Genomic DNA, 23462 nt, shown 5'->3' with positions numbered 1-23462 from the left:
TAAGTTACCATGCGGTAATCTGCGCAATAACCGGCTTGGCTCCGCAACAACAAAATCCAGGCGCGGCACACAACGGCGGCACTGCGCGCAAAGGAAGCCGAATTGCCCTCCCAGGACTTGCAACCGGAACAATTGAAAGCCTGGCTCGCCGCAGCCGTGCGCAAGGACGCCGCCGCCTTCCGCGCGCTCTACGACGCCACCTCGCCGAAACTGTTCGGCTTCGCGCTGCGTATACTAGTTAAGCGCGAGTGGGCGGAAGAAGTGCTGCAGGAAAGTTTCGTCAGCATCTGGAACAACGCCGACAGCTACCAGGCCAGCCTGGCGGCTCCGATGACTTGGATGACCACCATCGTGCGCAACAAGGCATTCGATTTCCTGCGGCGCACGGACAGCGCGGTCGAAATCGATGCCGATACATTTGACAAGGAAGTCATGGACGCCATGGAAAGCGCCGACCCGACGCCGCTGGAGGCGCTGCAGCTGACTGCCGACGCCAAGGCGCTGGCGCATTGCCTGGCGCGCCTGGAAGCCATGCAGCGGCAAGCGATTGCCCTGTCGTTCTATCACGACCTGTCGCATAGCGAAGTGGCGGCGCAGCTGCAGCTGCCGATCGGCACCGTCAAGACCTGGATCCGGCGCGGCCTGGAGCGCCTCAAGGGCTGCCTCGGCAAGCTGGAGAGCGCCTGATGGATATCGAACGCAATCCCGTCCTGGTCGACAAGCTGGCTTCCGAATACGTGCTCGGCGCCTTGCAGGGCGGCGCGCGGCGCCGTTTTGAAACACTGCTGCGCCGGCACGCCGTGCTGCGCCAGGCTGTCGCCGGATGGCAGGACCGCCTGCATCCCATGGCCGAACTGGCGCCGCCGGCCCAGCCACCCGCGGCAGTCTGGTCGGCCATCGAAGCCAAACTCGACCTGCCGCGCAAACCTCAGCGCAAGCGCTCGATCTGGTTCGAGCTGCGCGAAGACCTGAGCTTTTGGCGCGGCCTCGGCCTGGTTTCGACCACCGCCGCCATCATCCTGACCTCGCTGCTGCTGTCTAGGCAGGAGCTGCCGCCGGTGCCAGCGGCACCTGCGGTATCGTATATCGCCATGCTGAGCAACGAACAGGCGCAGCCGATCGCCGTGGTGACTGGCGACGCACCAGGCGGCCGCCTGCTGGTCAAGCTGGTGGTCCCGCAGAAGATCGCATCCGACAAGAGCCTGGAATTGTGGGCGGTGCCGAAGGAAGGGCCGCCGCGCTCGCTCGGCCTGCTGGAAGCCAACGGCAGCATCAGCCTGGCGCTGCCGGCCGACGCCACGCCGCAGACGGTGCCGCTGCTGGCGGTGACGCTGGAGCCGAAAGGCGGATCGCAGGACCCCAAGGGACCGACCGGCCCGATCCTGTTCAAAGGCGCCTGGGTCCGTATATAGCGGCCGTCAGCGCTCGTCGTTGCCGATGGTGATGATGCGCATCAGGAAGCGGTATACAAAAAAAGCCGTGCCGTGCCAGAGACGCGTGCGCCAGGAACGATGGTTGAAGGCGTCGGCGGATATCGGCTCGCCGTCGGCAATTCCGCTTGCTATCTGCTGTCGCAGCGCACGCGAAAAATCGGCGTCCGTCACCACTACATTGGCTTCCTGGTTCACCAGCAGGCTGAAGCCGTCGAAATTGCTGGAGCCGACGGTGGCCCAATCGTCATCGATCACCGCCACTTTTGCATGCAGCGCGGTCTTGCGGTATTCGACGATCTTGACGCCGGCTTTCAGCAGTTTCGGATAATAGGAATGGCTGACGGCATCCTGCAGCCGGAACTGCCCCACTCCCAGCAACAAAGTGACATCGACTCCTCGCATCGCTGCCTGTTCCAGGCCGCGCCGCAATTTCCGGCTGGGTGCGAAATAAGGACTGGTCAGCAAGGCGCTCTCGCGCGCATGGCCGAGCGCCTGCAGGTAGGCGCGCTGGATGGTGCGGCGATTGCGCAGGTTATCGCGCAGCACCAGGCCGGCCGAGGCTGGACCATGGGCGAGGCCGCGGCCCTTGAAACGGGTACGCTTGAATTGCTGGAGACGCGCCAGCAATTTCATTTCGCCCAGGCGCAGCCATTGCGCTTCCAGTTCGATATGGATCACGTTCACCAGCGCGCCGCTGATGCCCACCGCAAAATCCCAGCGCGGCGCCGGCAGCGGCAGGCGCAGGTCGTCGTCGGACACCATGTCGTCGATGATGTTGAGGCCGCCGACAAAACCGACCTGGCGGTCGACCACGCAGATCTTGCGGTGCATGCGGGCCACGCCGCGCCGGAACCAGGGGTTGAAGCTGCGGTACATGACGCCGCTGGCCGCGAACTCCTGCTGCAGCGACGCCGAGCGCTGGCGGCCGGTGCCCAGCCAGTCGGCAATTACCCTGACCGCGACACCGCGACGGGCGGCGCGGGTCAGCGCTTGCTGCACCAGCTGCGCGGTGTCGTCGTCGGCAAAGATGTAGGTTTCCAGGTAGATTTCGGCGCGGGCAGCGTCGATGGCGGCAACCAGCGCCGGAAAAAAGGCAGCGCCGTTGTGCAACAGCGTGATGTGGTTATCTGAGCAGAGGGTTACCGCGCGCATGCGATGGAAAAGAGGAGAGACGACATCCGGCCGGTCTTTCTGAAGTCATGGTTGATGCTGCCATTATCGCAATTTGAGCGTCGCCACGATAGGCGCATGATCGGACAGTTTTGCCCATTCCGCGCCATGCAGCACTTCCGCCGATTCTACCGTAAAGCCGCGCAGGTAAATCCGGTCCAGCCGCAGCCAGGGAAAAGCGGCGGGAAAAGTGCGCGCCGGCTTCAGTTTCGGCTTGCGCCCTATCAGCTGCTGCAGGTAAGAGCCGACGCCTTGCATGACGCTCGCGGTGGCGATCCGCTCGTCGAATATTTCGGCGACATCGAGCCGCGCCCGCAGCAGCTCGCTGAGGCGATTGCCCCAGTCGTTGAAATCGCCGGCAATGATCAGCGGCGCGCCCGGCGGCGACGAGCTGCGCACCGCCTCGATCAGGGCCGCGGTCTGGCGCCGCCGGCCGCCGCCGAACAAGCCCAGGTGCACCACATAACAATGGATGTCGGTGAATTCGGTCTTGAGGACGCAATGCAGGATGCCGCGCGCCTCGTACGCATGGTCTGACACATCCTGGTTGCTTTGCGAACCTATTTCAAAACGGCTCAGCAAGGCGTTGCCGTGGTGGCCGTGGTCGTACACGGCGTTCATGCCGTAGGCGGCGTGATGCGAATCGCCGGCCAGGAAATCATGCTGGGCCTGCTCCGGCCAGTGCGCCGCGTGGCGCGCCGCCATCAGGTCATGCCTGCCCTGCACTTCCTGCAGGAAAAAAATGTCGGCTTCCATCTGGCTCAGCGCCTGTTTCAGCGCATGCACACGCGGCCGGCTGCCCAGCGATGACACCCCTTTGTGGATGTTGTAGGTTGCAATGCGCAGTTTCATGACTCTTCAGCTCATTCAACAAGATGGCGCGGCAACTGCAGGATGGCTTCGGCATTCGACGGCGAAAAACACGCGTCCGCAGCTTCCCGGTACGGCAGCCACTTGTACTGCAAATGTTCGCGCGGCGCGAGCGTCACCGGGACATCGTTCGGCACCAGCAGGCCGAACACGTGCTCGGTATTTTTTGTGACGCCAGGCGCATAGCGATGGCGCCAGACCGGATAAATCTCATACACGTTGGCGACACCCCAGTCGCGCAGGTTGGACAGCGGCACGGCGCCCGCCTCGGCAGCCACCACGATGCCGGTTTCTTCCTGTACTTCACGCATCGCCGTCACCTCCAAGGCTTCGTCCGGGAAGTCCTTGGAACCGGTGACCGATTGCCAATAGTCCAGCTTGTCGGCCCGCTCCATCAACAACACCTGGAGATCTTCTGTATAGATAACAACCAGCACCGATTCGGGAATTTTATACATGCAGGAAAAGTCGGCAAAAAATTGAAAAAGCGCCTTCGCGTCATAAAGCACCACTATAAACCTGTTTGGCCCGGGCATAAAAAAAGCGCGGTAAACCGCGCTTTTCCTTTTGCTGCTTTTTGCCTGGAAATCAGACTACCTTGGCTTCCGGCAGGCGCAGGCGGATATGCAGTTCTTTCAACTGCTTTTCGTCGACCGCCGACGGCGCTTGCGTCAGCAGGCATTGCGCGCGCTGTGTTTTCGGGAAAGCGATGACGTCGCGGATCGATTCGGCACCGCACATCATGGTGACGATACGGTCCAGGCCGAACGCCAGGCCGCCGTGTGGAGGCGCGCCGTACTGCAGGGCGTCGAGCAGGAAGCCGAACTTGAGCTGCGCTTCTTCGGCGTCAATCTTCAGCGCGCGGAACACCTTGCTCTGCACTTCGGCGCGATGGATACGGATCGAACCGCCGCCCAGCTCCCAGCCGTTCAAGACCATGTCGTAGGCTTTGGCGATAGCCTTGCCCGGATCGGTCTCGATGAAGTCTTCGTGGCCGTCTTTCGGCGAAGTGAACGGATGGTGCAAGGCGTTCCAGCGGTCGCTGTCTTCGTCGTATTCGAACATCGGGAAATCGACCACCCACAATGGACGCCAGGTGTCGTCGAACAAGCCGACTTTCTTGCCGAATTCGCTGTGGCCGATCTTCACGCGCAACGCGCCGATGGCGTCGTTGACCACCTTGGCCTGGTCGGCGCCGAAGAAAATCAGGTCGCCGTCTTCAGCGCCGGTCAGTTCCAGCACTTGCGCCAGCGCGGCGTCGTGCAGGTTCTTGACGATAGGCGATTGCAGGCCGTCGCGGCCCTTGGCTTTTTCGTTGACCTTGATGTAAGCCAGGCCCTTGGCGCCGTAGATGGCGACGAACTGGGTGTAGGCATCGATCTCGGAACGCGGCATGGCGGCGCCGCCGGGTACGCGCAGGCCGACCACGCGGCCGTTTTCCATGTTGGCTGCGCCGGCGAACACCTTGAAGTCGACGTCTTTCATCACGGCGGTCAGGTCGGTGAAAGCCAGCTTGACGCGCATGTCCGGCTTGTCCGAACCGTACAGGGCCATCGCGGTGGCGAAGTCCATCACCGGGAACGGGTTAGGCAGGTCGATGTCCAGCGCGTTCTTGAATACTAGGCGGATCATGCCTTCGAACATGTCGCGGATTTCCTGTTCCGACATGAAGGAAGTTTCGCAATCGATCTGGGTAAATTCCGGCTGGCGGTCAGCGCGCAAATCTTCATCGCGGAAGCATTTGACGATCTGGTAGTAACGGTCGAAGTTGGCCACCATCAGCAACTGCTTGAACAGCTGCGGCGACTGCGGCAAGGCGAAGAACTGGCCGGCGTTGACGCGCGACGGCACCAGGTAGTCGCGGGCGCCTTCCGGGGTCGACTTGGTCAGCATCGGTGTTTCGATGTCGATGAAGCCGTTGGCGTCCAGGAACTTGCGCACTTCCATCGTCACCTTGTAGCGCAGGCGCAGGTTGCTTTGCATCTGCGGGCGGCGCAGGTCCAGCACGCGGTGCGTCAGGCGGGTGGTTTCCGACAGGTTGTCGTCGTCCAGCTGGAACGGCGGCGTGACCGACGGGTTCAGCACTTCCAGTTCATGCGCCAGCACTTCGATCTTGCCCGATTTCAGGTTGGCGTTGCTGGTGCCGTCCGGGCGCAGGCGCACCACGCCGGTGATGCGCAGGCAAAATTCGTTGCGCACCGCTTCCGCGTTCTTGAATACTTCGGCGCGGTCCGGATCGCACACTACTTGCACCAGGCCTTCGCGGTCGCGCAGGTCGATGAAGATGACGCCGCCATGGTCGCGACGACGATGGACCCAGCCGCACAGGCTGACGGTTTGGCCGAGAAGTACCTCAGTAGTGAGGCCGCAGTATTGGGTTCGCATGGACATGTTCAGGTTTTCGCAGTTCAGATGTTGTAAGTATTGATTAATATAAGCGGGCGGTCGATCGCACAGCGGATCAGCGTCAATTGCTGGCCGCTGCGTCGCTGCCGGGCGGCGAATCGATCACCAGTTTCCTGCCGGGCTGCTGCTCGGGCGCAACCACGCCCATGGAAACGATGTACTTCAAGGCTTCGTCGACGCTCATGTCGAGTTCGATGGTATCTGCGCGCGGCAGCATCAGGAAGAAACCGGAAGTCGGGTTCGGCGTGGTCGGCACGTAGACGCTGACATAGTCGCCCGCCAGGTGGTTCTTGACGTCGCCGCCAGGCACTCCGGTCAGGAAGGCGATGGTCCACGATCCCTCGCGCGGGTATTGCACCAGCAGGGCTTTGCGGAAAGCGTTGCCGGACGATGAAAACAGTGTGTCCGAGACTTGCTTGACGCTGGAGTAGATGGAGCTGACCACCGGGATCCGGGTCAGCACGCCCTCCCAGACCGAGACGATCTGGCGGCCGATGAAATTGCGCGTCGCCAGGCCGGTCAGGAAGATCACCAGCAAGGTCAGGATCGTGCCCAGGCCGGGAATATCCATCCCCAGCAAGGCTTTCGGCCGCCATTGTTCCGGCAGCAGCAAGAGCGACTGGTCCATCGTGCCAATGACCAGGTTCAGCACCCACAGCGTGATTGCCAGGGGCACGAGAACCAGTAGACCGGTGATGAAATATTTACGCATGGCTTTCTTTGTCGGACGACACGTACCGGGTACGTGCGCCTGCAGGTTACATGGATGACATTATGTCGCGGCGGCCGGCGTGCCGCCGCTGTTGCTGCCGGCAGCCGGAGCGGCCGGGGCGGCAGCTGGCGCCGCGGCAGGTGTTGCCGCAGCGGCGGGCGCGGCGGCTGTGCTGCCGGCCGCTGCCGGCTCGGCCGGACTTGCCGGCGGCACGGCCGCGCCTGCGCCGCCGCGGAAATCGGTCACATACCAGCCGGTGCCCTTGAGCTGGAATCCAGCCGCGGTCACTTGCTTCTTGAACGCGGCTTTGCTGCAGGACGGGCAAACCGTCAGCGGCTCGTCGGACATCTTTTGCAGCACATCTTTGGCGAAACCACAGGCTTCGCAGCGATACGCATAAATCGGCATGGTGAAACTCCGCAAAAATCAGTACAAAAACAGTACAAAACCCTGAATTATAAAGGTTTTTTTGCAGTGTACACCGGCTTCGGCAATAGCTTGTGGCGGCGCAGCACAGAATTGCCTGCGACGCCACATCCGCATCGTATCAAAACGACAATCCGGCGCGTCTGACAGCCTGTCGGACTTAGGATGATCGGCTGCTAGCGCGCCCGGATCTCGGTCCAGATGCGGTTGATGGCGCGCCGTTGCTTGCTGTTCAGGTCCTTCAGCATCTCCAGCTTGGCGAAACCCGCCTTGTCCGGGAAAATCACCGGGTTGTTGGCAATCTCTGGCTTGATGTACTTGGCGGCGTCGGCATTCGGGTTGCCCGAGCCGATCAGGTTGCTCAGTTCGGCGGCATTCTTGCCGTCCAACATGAAATTGATGAACTTGAGCGCCAGGTCGGGACGCGGCGCGGCCTTGTGGATCACCATGCTGTCCAGCGCCAGCACAGCGCCCTCTTTCGGCATGCCATGGCGGATATGGAATTTGCGGCCGGCTTTTTGCGCATCGACATCGGCCTGGAAGATATCATTCGAATAACCGTGGGCCAGCCAGATATTACCTACAGTCAATTCCTTGATATAGCTGCTGCCGTTGAACGCTGCCCAGTAAGGCTTGGCCTTGAGGATCACGTCCTTGGCCTGCTGCCAGTGCTGCTCGTCGGTGTCGTTGGCGGAATAGCCCAGGTATTTGAGCGCGGCGGCCATCAGTTCGTTGGCGGAATCGAGCACGGTCACCTTGCCTTTGATCTTGGCCAGGATCTTCGGATCGAAAATCGCCGCCCAGCTGTCGACGCTGATTCCCAGCTCCTTCATCTTCTGGTCGTTGTAACCCATCACCGTCACCGTGTAGGCATACGGCACGGAATACTTGTTGCCCTTGTCGAAATCGGTGTTCAGGTAGGACGGGTTGATGTTCTTCAGGTTAGGCAGCTGGCCCTTGTCGAGCGGCAGCAGGGCTTGCTGCTTGATCAGCGCATCCAGCGCATTGCCGGTCGGCACGATGATGTCGTAACCTTTAGCGCCGGCAGCCAGCTTGGCCAGCATTTCTTCGTTGTCGCCGTAATAGGTCTGCACCACCTTGCACTTGCAAAAGGTTTCGAAGCGCTGCACGGTTTCCGGCGCGATGTAGTTGTTCCAGTTATACAGGTGCAGTTCATCGGCGGCGTGGGCCGAGAAGCTGGCAAACAGCAGCGATGCGATGGTGAGCAGTTTTTTCATGGCTGTCCTGGTAGGCAATTAGGAGGAACGGAGGGCGTTAGGCGCAAGCTTGGACGCGATGATTATAAGCAGCAGCGTCAGCCCCATCAACAAGGTCGAGACGGCATTGACCTCTGGCGTAACGGCAATCTTGATCATCGAATAGATCTGCAGCGGCAGGGTCGAGGCATTGGCGCCGGCGGTGAAGAAGGTGATCACGAAGTCGTCGATCGACAAGGTGAAGGCCATCAGGGCTCCCGCCACCACGCCTGGCATGATCAGCGGCAGCGTCACCAGCCGGAACGCCTGCATCGGCGTCGCGCCGCAATCGCGCGCGGCCTCGGTCAGGCTTTCGTCCATGCCGGACAGGCGCGAACGCACCACGATCGCCACGAAGCCGATGCAAAAGGCGATATGCGCCAAGGCGATCGACACCAGTCCCAAGGTAATGTTGAGCATCACGAAGAAGATCAGCAGCGAGACGCCGACCAGGATTTCGGGAATCGCTATCGGCGTCAGCACCAGCAAGGGCAGCAGCTTCAGCTTGTAGCGATGCATGGCGAAACCGGCCATGGTGCCGAGCATGGTCGAAGCGGCGCTGGCGACCAGCGCAATCATCAGGGAATTGCCGGCGGCGCGCAGCATCTCATCGTTATGGAACAGCTTGCGGTACCAGTCCAGCGTGAAACCCACCCACTCCGCGTTGAGCTGCGAATCGTTGAAGGAATACACCACCACGATGATCAGCGGCACGTACAGGAAGGCATAAACGGCCAGCGCCACCAGCCACAAACCCAGCGGGCGTCGGATCACGTTGCTCATGCTTGCCTCCTCGGCCTGGCCACCAGCACCGCGATGCCGGCGGCAATCAGGGCCGCCACGGTGAGGACGATGGAGAGCACGCTGCCGAACGGCCAGTCGCGGGTTTCCAGGAACTGCTGTTTGATGACGTTGCCGATCATGTCGCTGCCGGTGCCGCCGAGGATGTCGGATACCGCAAAAATACCCAGCGCAGGAATGAAGACCAGCGCCGCGCCGGCGTACACGCCCGGCAGGGAAAGCGGAAACGTGATGCGCCAGAAGCGCTGCCAGGCCGATGCGCCCAGGTCCTGGGCGGCGTCGACCAGCGCCGGATCATGCTTTTCCAGGTTAGCGTACAAGGGCAGGACCATGAACGGCAGGTGCACATAGACCAGGCCGACGATCACTGAAAATCCGGTAAACAACAGGCGCACCGGCTCGATGCCGGCCAGGCCCAATATATAGTTGACGGCTTGCGTCAGGCCGGATTGCGGGCCGAGGATGATCATCCAGGCATAGACGCGAATCAGGAAGTTGCTCCAGAACGGCAGGATCACCAGCAGGATAAGCAGGTCGCGGTATTTCTTCGGGCTGCGCGCGATCAGCAGCGCCAGCGGATAGGCCATCAGCAGGCAGCAGAAGGTCGTGACCAGCGCGTACATCAGCGATTTCAGGAAGATCGCGGTGTAGATGAAATCGGAAGTGAAGCGCTGGAAATTCTCCAGCGTCAGGTTCAGCTTGCCGGCTTCGTCGAACACCGGCGCCAGGCCGCCGTAATCGCCGGCATAACGCACAGAGGCGAACACCATGATCAGGCTGGGGATGGCGAAGAACAGCAGCAGGTAGAACAGCGGCGGGCCGCTGATCAGCCAGCGCGCCATGCGGCCGCGTTTTTCCGCGGCGTTGGACAGCTTACTCATACAAGAAATGCCCCGCATCGAATTGCCAGGCGATGTCGACCATGTCGCCGACTTCGAAGAACTTGGCGCGGCCGGCCGCGGAATTCGCCAGCAGCGCCTCGATGGTGGTGCCGCCCTCGGTCTGCACGATATAGACCGTGACGTCGCCCAGGTACAACAGCTCTTTGACGAAACCCTTGAAGTGGTTTTCGGCGGTGTCGGTGCCGATCTCGGCGCTGATGTGGATTTTTTCCGGGCGCAGGGCCAGCGTGCCCTTGCGGCCTACCGCAGCGTCTGCTGGCAGTGCGCTCTTGACCGGGCCCAGGCCGGGCACATCCAGTTTCATCGACGCGCCGTCGACGCTGGCGATGGCGCCGTCCAGCAGGTTGCAGGTGCCGATGAAATCGGCCACGAAACGGGTACGCGGATAACTGTAGATGCGCGACGGTTCGTCCAGCTGCTCGACATTGCCGCGGTTCATGACCGCGATCCGGTGCGACAGCGCCAGCGCTTCGCCCTGGTCGTGGGTGACGTAGACGAAGGTGATGTCGACTTCCTTTTGCAGGTTGATCAACTCGATCTGCATCTGTTCGCGCAGCTTGGCGTCCAGCGCCGACAGCGGCTCATCCAGCAGCAGCAGCTTGGGCCGCGACACCAGCGCCCTGGCCACCGCCACCCGCTGTCGTTGACCGCCTGACAACTCATGCGGGAAACGTGCGGCAAAGCCGGTCAGGCGCACATCTTCCAGCGCTTCCTCGACCCGGCTGCGGATCTGGTCGGCCGGCACCTTGGCCATTTTCAGGGGAAACGCGATATTGGCCGAGACCGTCATGTGCGGAAACAGGGCGTAGTTCTGGAACACGGTGCAGACCGGCCGCTGTTCCGGCGGGATGCCGACCAGGTCGACGCCGTCCAGCAGGATCTGGCCCGAATCCGGCAGGTCGAAACCGGCGATCATGCGCAGCAAGGTGGTCTTGCCGCAGCCGGAAGGTCCCAGCAAGGTAAAGAATTCGCCGGCCTCAATCGACAGGCTGATGTTGTCAACTGCGGCAAAGTCGCCAAAACGACGACTGACATTACGGATTTCGAGCAGCGCCATATGTCTTCAGATCCAGGGGTGCGAAAAACCGCCAATTGTAGCAAGGCGTCTGTAATTTATGTAAAAAAAGCCGCCCTGCGATCTTGGTAAAAACAACGGTCTAGGCGCGCCGCCGCCATTCCATCCAGCGTTCTTTGCCGGCAAACACCGGGATGGAATCGCCTACCTCGCGCTCGTCGACCAGCTCGAAATCGGCATGCAATAAGCGTTCCAGTTCGGCCCGGCTGATGCCGAACGGCGGTCCTTTGGGATTGTCATCGAAAAAGAAGAAGCCGGCCAATGCGGCGCCCGCCGGCAACAGCTCGGCCCAGCGGCCGGCGATGTCGGCGCGCTTGGCCGCAGGCAAGGCGCACAGGAAGGCGCGCTCATAGATCAGCCCGAGCGGCCGCGGCGGCTGGTAGGTGAAGAAATCGGCCTGCAGCACCCGTTCCGACCATTTGCCCAGCACGGTGCGGGCAGCGCTGACGGCAGCGCCGGAAAAATCGATGGCGGTCACGTCCCAGCCGGCCTCCGCCAGCAAGGCCACTTCGTAGCCGCTGCCGCAGCCGGGAATCAGGGTCGCCGCCGGCTGGCTGCGCGCCAGGTACTCCTGTAGCGCCTGCGGTACGCCGCCCTTGTCCCAGGGAATAAAGTCTTGCTCGAAGCGCTCGCTCCAGAAATCGGGATGCGAGGGGTCGCGGCTGGCGAACTTGGGGACAGGATCCGGCGTCGTCATGGCTACCACCAGATCATGTGTGCGAAACGCAGGTACAGGAGGGTCAACAGCACGCCGGCCGCCAGGCCGCCGCCGACATACACCAGCATGCCGAGGAAACGGTTGGTCTGGCGCTGCTCCGCAATCAGCCGCCACATCAGTTCATTGTTTTGCTCGGTCTTGGGCTCCACCACCTGGGTCAAGGCCTGGTGCGCCAGGCGCGGCAATTGCGGCAGCAGCTTGCTGTAGCGCGGCATCTCGATCTTCAGCTGCTGGATCAGGCCGCGCCAGCCCAGCTGTTCGCTCATCCAGCGTTCCAGGTGCGGCTTGGCGGTTTTCCACAGGTCGAGGTCAGGGTCGAGCTGGCGGCCCAGTCCTTCGACGTTGAGCAGGGTCTTTTGCAGCAGCACCAGCTGCGGCTGCACTTCGACATTGAAGCGGCGCGAAGTCTGGAACAGGCGCAGCAGCACCTGGCCGAAGGAGATATCTTTCAGCGGCCGGTCGAAGATCGGTTCGCAGCAGGCGCGCACCGCCGATTCCAGCTCGTCGACCCGGGTTTCCTTCGGCGCCCAGCCGGATTCGATATGGGCTTCGGCGACGCGTTTGTAATCGCGCTGGAAAAACGCCAGGAAGTTTTGCGACAGGTAGTCTTTATCAAAATCGTTGAGGGTGCCGACGATGCCGAAATCAAGCGCGATATAACGGCCGAAAGTAGCCGGCGCCACCGACACCAGGATATTCCCGGGATGCATGTCGGCATGGAAAAAACCGTCGCGGAACACCTGCGTGAAAAAAATCTCGACGCCGTCGCGCGACAGCTTGCCGAGGTCGACGCCGGCGTCGCGCAGGCGGTCCAGCTGCGAGATCGGGATGCCGTGCATGCGCTCCATCACGATCACCGATGACGAGCAGTAGTCCCAGTACATTTCCGGCACCACCAGCAGCTCGGAATCGGCGAAATTGCGGCGCAGCTGGCTGCCGTTGGCGGCTTCGCGCATCAGGTCCAGTTCGTCGTGCAGGTATTTGTCGAATTCACCGACCACTTCGCGCGCCTTCAGGCGGCGGCCGTCGGCCCACAGTTTTTCCACCAGGCCGGCGGCGATGTGCATCAGCGCGACGTCTTCATCGATCGACTTTTTCATGCCGGGCCGCAGCACCTTGACCGCCACTTCCTTGCCGTTCTTCAGCGTGGCGAAGTGCACCTGGGCGATCGAAGCAGAAGCCACCGGCTCCCGCTCGAAGCCGGCGAACAGGTCGTCCGGATGGGCTTTCAACGATTTTTCGATCTGCGCGATCGCCAGCTCGGAACTGAAAGGCGGCACCCGGTCCTGCAGGCGCGCCAGTTCGTCGACCATGTCCCCCGGCAGCAGGTCGCGGCGGGTCGACAGCACCTGGCCGAACTTGACGAAAATCGGCCCCAGCTCTTCCAGCGCCATGCGCAAGCGTTCGCCGCGCGGCGCCGAAATATCGCGCCAGAAAATCAGAGTGTCGATCAGCTTGGAGATGCGCGGCGTGTCGAAGCCCGACATGGCGATATCGTCCAGGCCGTAACGCACGGCGACGCGGACAATTTTGAACAGGCGCAGGAATTTCAGAATCATGAATTTTTCAATTTGTTGATGCGTTTGGCGAGTCGTTCCAGGTCGTCGCGCAGCCTGGTGACATCATTCGTGAAGTCGGACACCGCCTGCGGCCGCACCAGCATAGGTTGCTCTTCCAGGAAATATTCGGCGACATTTTCCGCCAGTTTCTTGTGGGTAGCCAGCGCGCCGGCCGCCAGCGCCTTGCCGCCGGCGACCAGACGCACGGCAGCGATATCGCCCACCAGCTTGCTCAGGTCGTGCTCGGCGTCCCAGCGCAAACCCTGGCTGACTTGCGAGATGGCGTTGGCGAAATCGGCGTCGCCCTCGATCTTCACGTAGGAAAATGCGCGTTCCCGGTTTTGCGCAATCAACGGCAGGTCGGCCAGGTTGACGCGGATCGTGACATTCACTGGGACCTCCGGCGGCGGCGCCTGCAGCAAGCCGTCGGCGCTGACCTGCCAGCTCAGCTTGACGGCGCCGCCGTCGAAGCAGGCGACCTTGTCCGCATGCGCTGCCAGGATGCGCTGCGCCCACGGTTCTTGCGCCAGCAGATGATTGACGGCGGCGGTGATCGGCGTGAAATTGATTGGAGGAGTCATGCTGCTGTTTAAATGTAAGCGAGCGGTCAATTGCCGAATTCGGTATTAACAAAATAAAACCGCCCGTGACTATTCACGGGCGGTCCCAAGTTTATCAGTTTGTCGGGCTCAAAGCCCACTACAGCCTTGGCATTTATGTATTGATCTGCTGGATCCCAGCCAAAACCCAGCCGCCCTGCCCCGTTTGCGGCTTGGACAGGTTCCAGACTTCGGTGAACGGTTCCGCCGACGCTTCCGGCACTTCCTTGATCAGGCCGGTGAACTTGACGCTGGCCAGGTAATCGCTGCCGATGGTTTCGATGCCCATCAGCTCGCCGTCCAGCTGCACCACATCGGTGTTGTTGGGCGATGCGCCGCGTTCCTGCAGCTGCAGGCGCAGTTCGCCGAACATTTCCGGCGTGGTGAATTCGCGGATGTCGTTGATGTCAGCCTTGTCCCAGGCGGCTTGCAGGCGGATGAAGTAAGTCTTGGCGCTGCGCACGAAACCCGGCACGTCGAAATCGTCGGGAATGCCCCAAGGCGCGCTGTGTGCCGCCGGCGCCGCGGACTGGAACGAAGGACCGGAGTTGATGCGCGAACCGATTTCCGGCGTAATGCCGGAAGAATTGCTGTCAAAACTGGCTGCGGGGGAATTCGCGCCGGAATAAGCCGCGGGCGCCGGCGTATTGCTGCCCTTGCGCATTACCAATCGCACAACAAAAATCACCGCGACCGCCAGCAGCGCCATCATCAGGAAAGAACCGAATGCGCCGCCCAGGCCGAAGTGCGACATCAGGGCGCCCAGGCCGAGGCCCAGCAAGGCGCCGCCAAGGATGCCCTTCCATGGGCTGGCCGGCTTGGGCGGAACGCCCTGCGGCGTGGCGGCCGGCGTGGCCGGACGGGCCTGGTTGGCGCTGCCCAAATTCTGCGTCGGCTGGCTTGGCGCCTGGCGCGAAATCCCGGACGACTGCTTGCCGAACGAACCGCCGCCGCCCAGGCGGCGCGCGTCGGCGTTCGATATGGTCAGCGACAAGGTAGTTGCCACCATCAGCAACACCAGCAAAAATCTCTTCATGCGAGCTCCTACAGTTTTATGCCGGTATGCAAAGCTGCCACACCGGCAGTTAAATTGAAATACTCAACCCGCGCCAGGCCGGCATCCGTCATCATCTGCTTCAGGGTGTCCTGATCGGGATGCATGCGGATCGATTCAGCCAGGTAGCGGTAGCTTTCGGAATCGTTGGCAATTTTCTTGCCCAGCCACGGCAACACGGAAAACGAATACACGTCGTAAGGCTTTTTCAGCGGCTCCCATACTTTCGAGAACTCCAGCACCAGCAACTTGCCGCCCGGCTTCAATACGCGCCGCATCTCTGCCAGCGCAGCATCCTTGTGCGTCATGTTGCGCAAACCGAAGGCCACCGACACCCGGTCGAAATAATTGTCGGGAAACGGCAATTTCTCCGCGTCACACAGCAAGGTGGGGGTGGACAGGCCGTTATTCAAGAGACGGTCGCGGCCGACGCGCAGCATCGACTCGTTGATATCGGTCAGCCACACTTCGCCGGTCGGCCCGGCGCGCTTGGCGAAAGCCTTGGCCAGGTCGCCGGTGCCGCCGGCAATGTCCAGCACCTTGAAGCCGGGACGGATCGCTGCCTGGGTGATCGTGAAAATTTTCCAGACCCGATGCAAGCCGGCCGACATCAGATCGTTCATGACATCGTATTTAGGTGCGACCGAGTGGAAAACTTCGGCGACTTTGTGGACTTTATCGTCCTCGGAGACGGTTTTATAACCGAAATGCGTGGTGTTGGTCATGGTGGCAAGCTTGTTTTGGCAGACTTACATTATACAAGTCCAGCCGCTGCGTGCTCGGCTTGCCAAATAAACTATGCACGGTTTCCTGCCGGCTGGAACCGGCTTTGCATGACACTCAGGCAATCAAGCCTTGTCAGCCTTGCCCGCGGCATTCGCCAGCTTGCTCAGCATCTGGTCCAGCAGCCAGGGCTTGCGGTCCTGGTCTTCCGCCAGTTCCTTGCGCCGGATAGCGTCGCGCACCACCAGCGAACCGATGTAGCGCAGCGGTTCCGGCGGGAACTGGCCGCGCGGGCCGGCTGCCAGCGGGCTGCGGCTCCAGGCGTTATCGAGGCCCAGCACCAGCGACGACAACAATTGCCCGCCCATGTAGCTGGGGCCGACGCCGTTGCCTGAATAACCGAAGCCGTAGAACACGTTCGGCATGTCGTTGAGCCGGCCGAAGAAGGGAAAGCCGGTGACCGAGCGGTCGGAGGGGCCGTTCCAGCTGGCGGTGATCGGCACGCCGGCCAGCGCCGGGAAAAATTCGTGCAGGCTGTGCTTGAGCTGCTGTTCATAGGGAGAACGCTGGTCGAATACCGGCAGGATGCGGCCGCGCCAGGCGAAGGTGTTGCCGCCCTTGCCGAGCATCAGGCGGCCGTCTTCGGTAGTGCGGTAATAGAACACGAAAGTGCGCGAATCAAGCACCGATACGCCGTCCGTCAAACCGATGCGCTGCAGCAGCTCGGGGCATTTCTCCGTGATCACCATGTCGCTGGAGACCACCGCCAGGGTCCGTTCGAATTGCGGGAAACGGCTGGCCATCCAGGCGTTGATGGCCAATACCACCTTGCCGGCCTGCAGGCTGCCGGCCGGCGTCTGCAGCGTGACCGTGGCGCCGGGCGTGAACGACAGCATCGGCGTCCTTTCGTAGATCCGTATGCCCATGTCCAGTGCTACGCGGCGCAGGCCGCGCACCAGTTTTCCCGGATGCACCGTCGCCGCCATCGGCGAGAACACTCCGGCGAGGTTACGCGCGGAACCGGAACGGCGCTGCACTTCAGCGCCAGGCAGCTCATGATAGGAACTCATGCCCTGCCGCTGCAGTTCCTGCAGCACCGGGTTCAGCACTCCCAGCTGCGCCTTGGTGGTGGCGGTATACAAGGTGCCATCCTGGCGGAACTCTGCATTGATCTTGTGTTCGCGGCAGAAATTGCCGATGTGGTCGACCACCGCCTCCGAAGCCTTTACCAGGCGCACTGCTTCAGCCTCGCCGAACAGGCGGCGCAAGGTGAAGAACTTGGTGGACCAGGTCAGCAGGCAGCCGCCGTTGCGGCCGCTGGCGCCGGCGCCGCACAGGTCGCTCTCGATGATGGCGATGTCCAGCGCCGGATCCTGCTGCTTGAGCTGGATTGCAGTCCACAAGCCGGTAAAGCCGCCGCCGACGATGCCGACGTCCGCCTTTTGCCGGCCTTGCAGGGCGGGAGCCAGCTCGCCGCCGTCGAACAATGCTTCTTCAAGCCAGAATGGGCGCATGGATTGGTTATCCTGAATGGGTAACGGTAACGGTTAAGCAGCAGCCAAGGCGCAGGCCGACATCAGCTTGAAAAAATATTGCAGGCCGGGGGTCGCCATGCCTTTCACCTTGGCCTGGTCGTCCCACAGGCGCAGGCTGACTGCATCGGCGGCATAAGGACGGGCGATGAACTGCGCCGCATCCGCGGCGGAAAACACGCCGCCCTGCAATTCCAGGCTGCGCTTGGAGTCTTCAGACAGGCGGTTCCAATAACCGGCATCTGTCGCGCACAGGTAACGCTTGGCGTCGACGTGCAGGCGGATCGGCTCCAGTACTGCCGGACTGAACAAGCCGCGCAGATGCGGTATCGCGAAATATTGATGGGTATCGTCGACGCCGCGCGCGGACGGCGTCTCGCCTTGCGGGTTCAGCAAATGCCCGAGATCGTGCAGCAAGGCGGCGCACACCAGTTCCGGGGCGGCGCCGGCCTGCTCGGCCAAGGTTGCCGACTGCAGCGCGTGCTCGAGCTGGCTGACCGGCTCGCCGCTGTACATCTGGTGGCCGCCGCGTTCGAACAGTTCGCAGATTTGCGGAATGGTCAGCATAGGTTCAGCTCCAGTTCAATTCCAAGGCAGGGAATAGGTTTTGGTGTTGCAGAAACTCTTCATCGCTTCCTGCACGCCTTCCTTGTAACCCAGGCCGGAATCCTTGATGCCGCCGAACGGCGTCAGTTCCAGGCGATAGCCTGGCACTTCGCGCACGTTGATGCTGCCGACCTGCAGTTCGCGCACGAAACGGGTGATGTAATCGAGGCGGTTGGTGCAGACCGAGGACGACAAGCCGTAGGGCGTCGAATTCGAGATACGGATGGCGTCGGCGATATCGGTGCAGCGGATCACTGGCGACACCGGGCCGAAGGTTTCTTCTGCGACCAGCAGGCAATCGGCCGGCACGTGGTCGAGCACGGTCGGCGAGTACAGTGCGCCATCGCGCAGGTTGCCGAACAGGAGCTTGGCGCCGTGCTGCTGGGCGTCCTTGACCTTGGCCTCAAAGGCGCTGGCGGAGCGGGCGTCGATCACGGTGCCCATGTCGTTGTGCGGATCCATCGGATCGCCGTATTTGACGGCCTTGGTTTTGCTGACCAGCAGCTCGACGAATTCATCGGCCACCGCCTGGTGCACGATCATGCGCTTGATCGCCGTGCAGCGCTGGCCGGAATTCTTGTACGAACCGGAAACCGCCAGCGTCGCCGCCTCCTCCAGGTCGGCGTCTTCCATCACGATGATCGGGTCGTTGCCGCCCAGCTCCAGCACCTGGCGTTTGTAGACCGCCTTGCCGGCGATGTATTTGCCGATAGGTACGCCGCCGGTGAATGTCACCAGGTCGACATCGGGATTGGTCAGCATTTCATCCGCGATTTCAGCGGGATCGCCGGTGACCACCGAGAACATTGCCGGCGGCAGGCCGGCTTCGTACAGGATGTCCGCCAGCAGCAGCGCCGACAGCGGCGTTTTTTCAGTCGGCTTGAGCACCATGCGATTGTTGGTGGCGATCGAAGGCGCAACCTTATGGGCAACCTGGTTGAGCGGATGGTTGAACGGCGTGATCGCCGAAATCGCGCCCAGCAATGGTTCTTTCAAGGTATAGACCTTGCGCTGCTTGCCGTGCGGCGTCAGGTCGCAGGAAAACACCTGGCCGTCATCCACCAGCGCCTGGTTGGCGGCGAACACGAATACGTCGCAGGCGCGGCCGACTTCATACAGGCTGTCTTTCTTGCACAGGCCGGCTTCTGCCGTGATCAGGTCGGAAATCGCATCGGCATTGGCGCGCAGCAGCTCCGAAGCGCGCAACACGATGCGCGACCGTTCATAGCGCGTCAGCGGCGAGCAAAAGGCGCGCGCCGCCTGGAAAGCATGGCGGATGTCTTCCACTGTAGCCTTCGGCACCGAACCGACCAGCGCGCCGTTGAAAGGATTGCGGATTTCTATGCGGCGCGGGTTGCCGACCAGCTTGCCGGCAATCCGCATCTCTTGGTGTAAAGGCTCGCCTTGCTTGAGCTTGCTCAGTTCGGTCAGCATCATGTCCTCGGGTCTGTCGGTCAGCGTGGAGAAAATTTATTGCGCGCTTATCGGGTGAAATTCATGGCCAGGAAAAACACATCGAAATTGCGCAGCCGGTGGCCGGCCGGGATGGCGCCCAGCTTGCGGTTGAACATCAGCGGCACCCGCTGTTCGGAAATGCCGCCGTGCGAACGCAGCGGCAGTTTCAGCTCGGACAGGTCATGGCGGCTGGCGGCGGTGCCGATCACGGCCAGGCGTTCGCTGACCACCACCAGGTCGCCGATGCGGTCCGGCGGCAGTTCGAAACGCTGCGCTGCCTGTTCGCGTGTGAGCACCAGTTCGATGCCGGGGATGGCGCGGATCTTGTCGGCGATCTCGGCAGCGCTCGAGGCCGCACCGAGATAGACAGTTGCATAGGAGCCGAGCGCACCGTGGTGCACCACATAGGGATCGGTAATCGGCAAGATAACGCGGGTTTTCTCGACGCCGACCTTGGCGTCCAGCACATCCTGCAGATAGACCACGTTGGCATTGCCGGCGCTGTCGGTCTTGGCGTTCATGCCGTGGTCGGCGGTCAGGCCGATCACCGCGCCCAGCGCATCGAGCTGGGTCAGGTAATGGTCCATCATGGCGTAGAAAGCGTTGGCGCCGGGCGTGCCGGGGGCGTATTTGTGCTGGATGTAGTCGGTGGTCGACAGGTACATGATGTCCGGCCGTTCGCTGGCCAGCAGCTTGACGCCGGCGGCGAACACGAACTCGGACAGTTCGGCGCTGTACACCGACGGCAGCGGCATGCCGACCAGTTCCAGCAGGTTTTCTATGCCGTTCTGTTCCAGCGTAGCCTGGTCGGCTTTTTCAGCGGAAAAGCAGATGCCGCGCATCTTGTGGCCGAGCAGGCCGCGCAGCTTGTCCTTGGCGGTCACCACCGCCACCTTGGCGCCGGCATCGGCGAAGGCGGCCAGGATGGTGCTGGCGCGCAGGTACTTGGCGTCGTTCATCATCACTTCCTGCCTGGTTTCCAGGTCGTAGAAGTAGTTGCCGCAGATGCCATGCACCGACGGCGGCACCCCGGTCACGATCGACAGGTTGTTCGGATTGGTGAAACTCGGCACCACGCAGTCGGCGCCCAGCACCGTGCCCTGCTCCGTCATCTTTTTCAGGAACGGCGCGACGCCGGCTTGGATCGCCTGGTTGATGTATTCCTGTTCGCAGCCGTCGACGCAAACCACCACCAGCGGCTGCCGCATCGATTGATAACTGCGGCCATTGACGTTAAGGGTTCTGGTATTGGACATGGCATTGCTTTCGCTGTGAGTCAGACTTGCTTGTAGGTTTTACTTCAAGGTGATCGGCGCGGCCGAGGCAGCTTTTGCCTGCGCCTTGTGCATGCGGTTGCGCCCGGCCACCGCGTGTTCGCGCATGATGTCGCCGGCGGCTTGCGGATCGCCGGCGGCGATGGCGTCGACGATCTTGTGGTGTTCGGTAGTCGAAGTCGGCAGGCTGCCCTTTTGCGCCAGCGCCGAGCGGCGGAACAGGCTGAGTTCGTTGACCAGGCGGCGGTAGGTATGCAGCAGCTTCTTGTTGGCGGTGAACTGCACCAGCGCATCATGGAAGGCCAGGTTCAGTTTCAGGTAGCCGTCGACGTCGCCCAGCGCCACCATGCCGTCCATGCGATCGAGCAGCGTGCGCAGCTCCTGCACTTGGGCCGGCTTGATGGCCGCCGCCAGCTTGCGCCCGATCAATTCATCCAGCGCCGCCCGCACCTCATAAATCTCGTCGGCTTCTTCGACCGAAATCTGGCGCACGAACACGCCGCAGTTTTTTTCCTGCTGCACCAGCCCCGCCTCTTCCAGCGCGCGAAACGCCTCGCGCACCGGACCGCGCGAAACGCCCAGCATTTCCGCCAGCGAAACCTCGTTGAGCTTGTCGCCGGCGACCAGGTCGCCGGTGAGGATCATGCGCTCCAGTTCTTTCTGCACTAAGGAAGGCAGCGAGTTTTTCTGGACCAGGGCGATAGTGTTCATGGTGCGGTTGACGGTCATGGCGTTCTTTTTAGACGTTTGATGATTGCACTTTAACTCAAGCAAGTGTAGATTGTCTACAATATACATGAAACAACGTGTGATATCAAACCAAGGACACCCTCATGAGCCTGCATAGCCGCGATCCGATTCTGCTGACCCCCGGACCACTGACCACTTCCCTCGCCACCAAGAGCGCCATGCTGCAGGACTGGGGCTCCTGGGATGCCGCCTTCAACGCCATCACGGCCAAAGTACGCAAGCAATTGCTCGACATCGCCAATGCGCACGAAAGCCATGTGTGCGTGCCAATGCAGGGCAGCGGCACATTCTCGATAGAAGCCGCGATCAACACCCTGCTGCCGCGCAACGGCCACATGCTGGTGCTGATCAACGGCGCCTACGGCAAGCGCATGGCGAAAATCGTCGAGATGATGGGACGCCAGGTATCCGTGCTGGAAACGGCCGAGGACGTGCCGACCACTGCTGCCGATGTCGAGCGCGCCTTGGGCAACGACCGCAGCATCACGCACATCGGCGTGATCCATTGCGAAACCAGCACCGGCATCCTCAATCCCCTATATGAAATTGCCGAAGTAGTGGCGCAGCACAAGAAAAGCCTGGTCATCGACGCCATGAGTTCTTTCGGCGCGCTGGAAATCGATGCAACGAAAATCAGTTTCGATGCACTGATCGCGGCCAGCGGCAAATGCATAGAAGGACCACCGGGCATGGGCTTCGTGATTGTCCGCAAAAGCGTACTGGAAAAAAGCGCGGGCAATTCAAGGTCGCTGTCGCTCGACCTTCACGATCAGTGGACCTACATGGAAAAAACCACGCAATGGCGCTTCACGCCGCCGACCCACATCGTGGTGGCTTTTCATGCGGCGTTGAACCAGTTTTTTGCGGAAGGCGGCCAGCCGGCCCGGCTGGCGCGCTATACCAGGAACTACGACACCCTGATGGCGGGCATGCGCGAACTGGGGCTGATCCAGTTTCTGCCGGCAAAAATCCAGGCGCCCATCATCGTCACGATGCATGCGCCGAACAGCGCCAGTTACGCATTCAAGGATTTCTATAACCGGGTGCGCGACAAGGGCTTCATCCTGTACCCAGGCAAGCTGACCCAGGCCGAGACTTTCCGCGTGGGTTGCATCGGTTCTATCGGCGCGGAGGAAATGCGGCAGGCAGTGCATGCGATCGGCGATGCACTGCGCGAGATGGGAATCAAGGCAAGGAACGCCGGCAATTCTTGACGATGCAAGCCGGCCGGATATTGCGGAGACGGGGTCCGGCTAGCTTATGCGCAACCGTGGCCGCCCGCGGCCTTGGCTGTCATCGGCAGGTCGCGGCCGGATTCCCGGGTATGGCCGGCTGCTTCAAGACGCTGCAGGTAGTCTTCCCACATTGCCTCCTGGTCCCGTCCTAATTTATACAGGTAGGCCCAGGTATAGATGCCGCTGACATGGCCGTCGGAAAACGTCGGCTTGACGGCATAATTGCCGACCGGGTCGAGCGCCGCCATTTCGACATTGCGCTTGCCGGTCTGCAGCACTTCCTGCCCGGGACCATGGCCGCTGACTTCGGCGGAGGGCGAATACACGCGCATCAATTCAAACGGCAGCAAAAAAACCGCGCCGTCGTCGAAGGCGACTTCCAGCTTGCACGATTGCTTGTGCACTACGAATGACACCGGCGCAGGCGCCGGGGCTGATTGCTTGGAACCGGTCATTGGGGTTGCCCGTAAATGAGATTAAAACTGCCCGGAGACGGCAGAACGCAATGCGCCCAGCAACACCTGCCGTTGCTCCAGCGTGGCTGGCGATGGCTGCCGTTGCGCTTCGGCCCACACCGGGCCAGGGAAATGAGCGTCGTCCACATAGCGTGGAATCACATGCCAGTGCAGATGCGGCGTCATGTTGCCGAGGCTGGCCAGGTTGATTTTTTCCGGCTGCATGACAGCACGCACCGCAGACTCCACCTTGCAGACCGCAGCCATCAATGTGCTGCGATCAGCCACCGGCAGATCGGTCATTTCCTTCACATGATCGTTCCAGATGACACGGCAAAAACCTGGATAAGAGGCATCGTCGACCAGCACCACGCGGAATTTTTCGGCGTAGTGGAGTACTTCCCCACCGTCGCCGTTGCACAGTTCGCAATCAGCTGAATGCATTGCCATG

Annotated in this window: 25 protein-coding genes; 3 read left to right on the top strand and 22 right to left on the bottom strand. The window is 61.6% G+C overall.

Annotated features, from left to right (window positions below; all coding sequences use genetic code 11):
• The first annotated feature begins 102 nt into the window (after nt 1–102).
• Nucleotides 103–687 (top strand): RNA polymerase sigma factor, encoded by a 585-nt coding sequence (locus BM062_RS06720; protein ID WP_092394963.1) that lies wholly within the window; start codon nt 103–105, stop codon nt 685–687.
• Complete coding sequence (locus BM062_RS06715; RefSeq protein WP_092394961.1) at nt 687–1412, top strand: anti-sigma factor; 726 nt, start codon at nt 687–689, stop codon at nt 1410–1412. The genes BM062_RS06720 and BM062_RS06715 overlap by 1 nt, the downstream gene beginning before the upstream one ends.
• 6 nt (nt 1413–1418) lie before the next feature.
• On the opposite strand, the gene BM062_RS06710 is transcribed toward BM062_RS06715, so the two are convergent.
• The 20 genes from BM062_RS06710 to BM062_RS06615 all read right to left on the bottom strand — a co-directional run bounded on the left by BM062_RS06710 (nt 1419) and on the right by BM062_RS06615 (nt 21300).
• Complete coding sequence (locus tag BM062_RS06710) at nt 1419–2585, bottom strand: phospholipase D-like domain-containing protein (RefSeq protein ID WP_092394959.1); 1167 nt, start codon at nt 2583–2585, stop codon at nt 1419–1421.
• A 63-nt stretch (nt 2586–2648) separates the two neighbouring features.
• Complete coding sequence (locus BM062_RS06705) at nt 2649–3455, bottom strand: endonuclease/exonuclease/phosphatase family protein (RefSeq protein ID WP_092394956.1); 807 nt, start codon at nt 3453–3455, stop codon at nt 2649–2651.
• A gap of 11 nt (nt 3456–3466) precedes the next feature.
• Complete coding sequence (nudB, locus tag BM062_RS06700) at nt 3467–3931, bottom strand: dihydroneopterin triphosphate diphosphatase (protein ID WP_092395104.1); 465 nt, start codon at nt 3929–3931, stop codon at nt 3467–3469.
• A 130-nt stretch (nt 3932–4061) separates the two neighbouring features.
• Nucleotides 4062–5864, bottom strand: a complete 1803-nt coding sequence (aspS, locus tag BM062_RS06695; protein ID WP_092394953.1) for an aspartate--tRNA ligase — start codon at nt 5862–5864, stop codon at nt 4062–4064.
• A 76-nt stretch (nt 5865–5940) separates the two neighbouring features.
• Nucleotides 5941–6591, bottom strand: a complete 651-nt coding sequence (locus BM062_RS06690) for a DUF502 domain-containing protein (RefSeq protein WP_092394951.1) — start codon at nt 6589–6591, stop codon at nt 5941–5943.
• A 60-nt stretch (nt 6592–6651) separates the two neighbouring features.
• Nucleotides 6652–6999, bottom strand: coding sequence for an FmdB family zinc ribbon protein (locus BM062_RS06685; RefSeq protein ID WP_092394949.1), 348 nt, complete (start codon nt 6997–6999; stop codon nt 6652–6654).
• A 194-nt stretch (nt 7000–7193) separates the two neighbouring features.
• A complete protein-coding gene (locus tag BM062_RS06680; RefSeq protein WP_092394947.1) occupies nt 7194–8255 on the bottom strand; it encodes an ABC transporter substrate-binding protein in 1062 nt (353 codons plus the stop codon).
• A gap of 18 nt (nt 8256–8273) precedes the next feature.
• Nucleotides 8274–9056: an ABC transporter permease gene (locus BM062_RS06675; RefSeq protein WP_092394945.1), complete on the bottom strand. Its 783-nt coding sequence runs from the start codon at nt 9054–9056 to the stop codon at nt 8274–8276.
• Nucleotides 9053–9955, bottom strand: a complete 903-nt coding sequence (locus tag BM062_RS06670; protein WP_092394943.1) for an ABC transporter permease — start codon at nt 9953–9955, stop codon at nt 9053–9055. The genes BM062_RS06675 and BM062_RS06670 overlap by 4 nt, the downstream gene beginning before the upstream one ends.
• Entirely contained in the window at nt 9948–11033 is a 1086-nt protein-coding gene (locus BM062_RS06665; protein WP_092394941.1) for an ABC transporter ATP-binding protein, read from the bottom strand. The genes BM062_RS06670 and BM062_RS06665 overlap by 8 nt, the downstream gene beginning before the upstream one ends.
• 100 nt (nt 11034–11133) lie before the next feature.
• Entirely contained in the window at nt 11134–11748 is a 615-nt protein-coding gene (locus tag BM062_RS06660) for a methyltransferase domain-containing protein (RefSeq protein ID WP_092394939.1), read from the bottom strand.
• A gap of 2 nt (nt 11749–11750) precedes the next feature.
• A complete protein-coding gene (ubiB, locus tag BM062_RS06655) occupies nt 11751–13328 on the bottom strand; it encodes a ubiquinone biosynthesis regulatory protein kinase UbiB (protein WP_092394937.1) in 1578 nt (525 codons plus the stop codon).
• On the bottom strand, nt 13325–13909 hold the full coding sequence (locus tag BM062_RS06650; protein WP_092394934.1) for a ubiquinone biosynthesis accessory factor UbiJ: 585 nt from the start codon (nt 13907–13909) through the stop codon (nt 13325–13327). Before BM062_RS06650 ends, ubiB begins: the two co-directional genes overlap by 4 nt.
• 133 nt (nt 13910–14042) lie before the next feature.
• A complete protein-coding gene (locus BM062_RS06645) occupies nt 14043–14963 on the bottom strand; it encodes a Tim44 domain-containing protein (RefSeq protein ID WP_092394932.1) in 921 nt (306 codons plus the stop codon).
• Nucleotides 14964–14971: 8 nt separating this feature from the next.
• A complete protein-coding gene (gene ubiE, locus BM062_RS06640; RefSeq protein WP_092394929.1) occupies nt 14972–15706 on the bottom strand; it encodes a bifunctional demethylmenaquinone methyltransferase/2-methoxy-6-polyprenyl-1,4-benzoquinol methylase UbiE in 735 nt (244 codons plus the stop codon).
• Nucleotides 15707–15829: 123 nt separating this feature from the next.
• Nucleotides 15830–17218, bottom strand: a complete 1389-nt coding sequence (locus BM062_RS06635; protein WP_092394926.1) for an FAD-dependent oxidoreductase — start codon at nt 17216–17218, stop codon at nt 15830–15832.
• A 33-nt stretch (nt 17219–17251) separates the two neighbouring features.
• A complete protein-coding gene (locus tag BM062_RS06630; protein WP_092394923.1) occupies nt 17252–17803 on the bottom strand; it encodes a phosphonate degradation HD-domain oxygenase in 552 nt (183 codons plus the stop codon).
• A gap of 15 nt (nt 17804–17818) precedes the next feature.
• A complete protein-coding gene (gene phnY, locus BM062_RS06625) occupies nt 17819–19276 on the bottom strand; it encodes a phosphonoacetaldehyde dehydrogenase (RefSeq protein WP_371326554.1) in 1458 nt (485 codons plus the stop codon).
• Nucleotides 19277–19323: 47 nt separating this feature from the next.
• The gene (gene phnA / locus BM062_RS06620) at nt 19324–20553 is read right to left on the bottom strand and encodes a phosphonoacetate hydrolase (protein ID WP_092394917.1); all 1230 of its coding nucleotides are present in this window, start codon (nt 20551–20553) and stop codon (nt 19324–19326) included.
• A 39-nt stretch (nt 20554–20592) separates the two neighbouring features.
• On the bottom strand, nt 20593–21300 hold the full coding sequence (locus tag BM062_RS06615) for a phosphonate utilization associated transcriptional regulator (RefSeq protein ID WP_175500909.1): 708 nt from the start codon (nt 21298–21300) through the stop codon (nt 20593–20595).
• A 104-nt stretch (nt 21301–21404) separates the two neighbouring features.
• Here BM062_RS06615 and BM062_RS06610 point away from each other — a divergent pair, with 104 nt between their 5' ends.
• Entirely contained in the window at nt 21405–22535 is a 1131-nt protein-coding gene (locus BM062_RS06610; RefSeq protein WP_092394911.1) for a 2-aminoethylphosphonate--pyruvate transaminase, read from the top strand.
• 44 nt (nt 22536–22579) lie between these two features.
• On the opposite strand, the gene BM062_RS06605 is transcribed toward BM062_RS06610, so the two are convergent.
• Both BM062_RS06605 and BM062_RS06600 read right to left on the bottom strand, forming a co-directional pair.
• Nucleotides 22580–23011: a gamma-butyrobetaine hydroxylase family protein gene (locus BM062_RS06605; RefSeq protein ID WP_092394908.1), complete on the bottom strand. Its 432-nt coding sequence runs from the start codon at nt 23009–23011 to the stop codon at nt 22580–22582.
• Nucleotides 23012–23032: 21 nt separating this feature from the next.
• The gene (locus tag BM062_RS06600) at nt 23033–23461 is read right to left on the bottom strand and encodes an HIT family protein (protein ID WP_092394905.1); all 429 of its coding nucleotides are present in this window, start codon (nt 23459–23461) and stop codon (nt 23033–23035) included.
• Nucleotide 23462 lies beyond the last annotated feature (1 nt).

The organism is Collimonas sp. OK412 (genome assembly GCF_900112135.1).
Lineage (GTDB): Bacteria > Pseudomonadota > Gammaproteobacteria > Burkholderiales > Burkholderiaceae_D > Collimonas > Collimonas rhizosphaerae.
The sequence above is the reverse complement of the archived record's forward strand: the minus strand, read 5'-3'. Positions and strand labels throughout refer to the sequence as shown.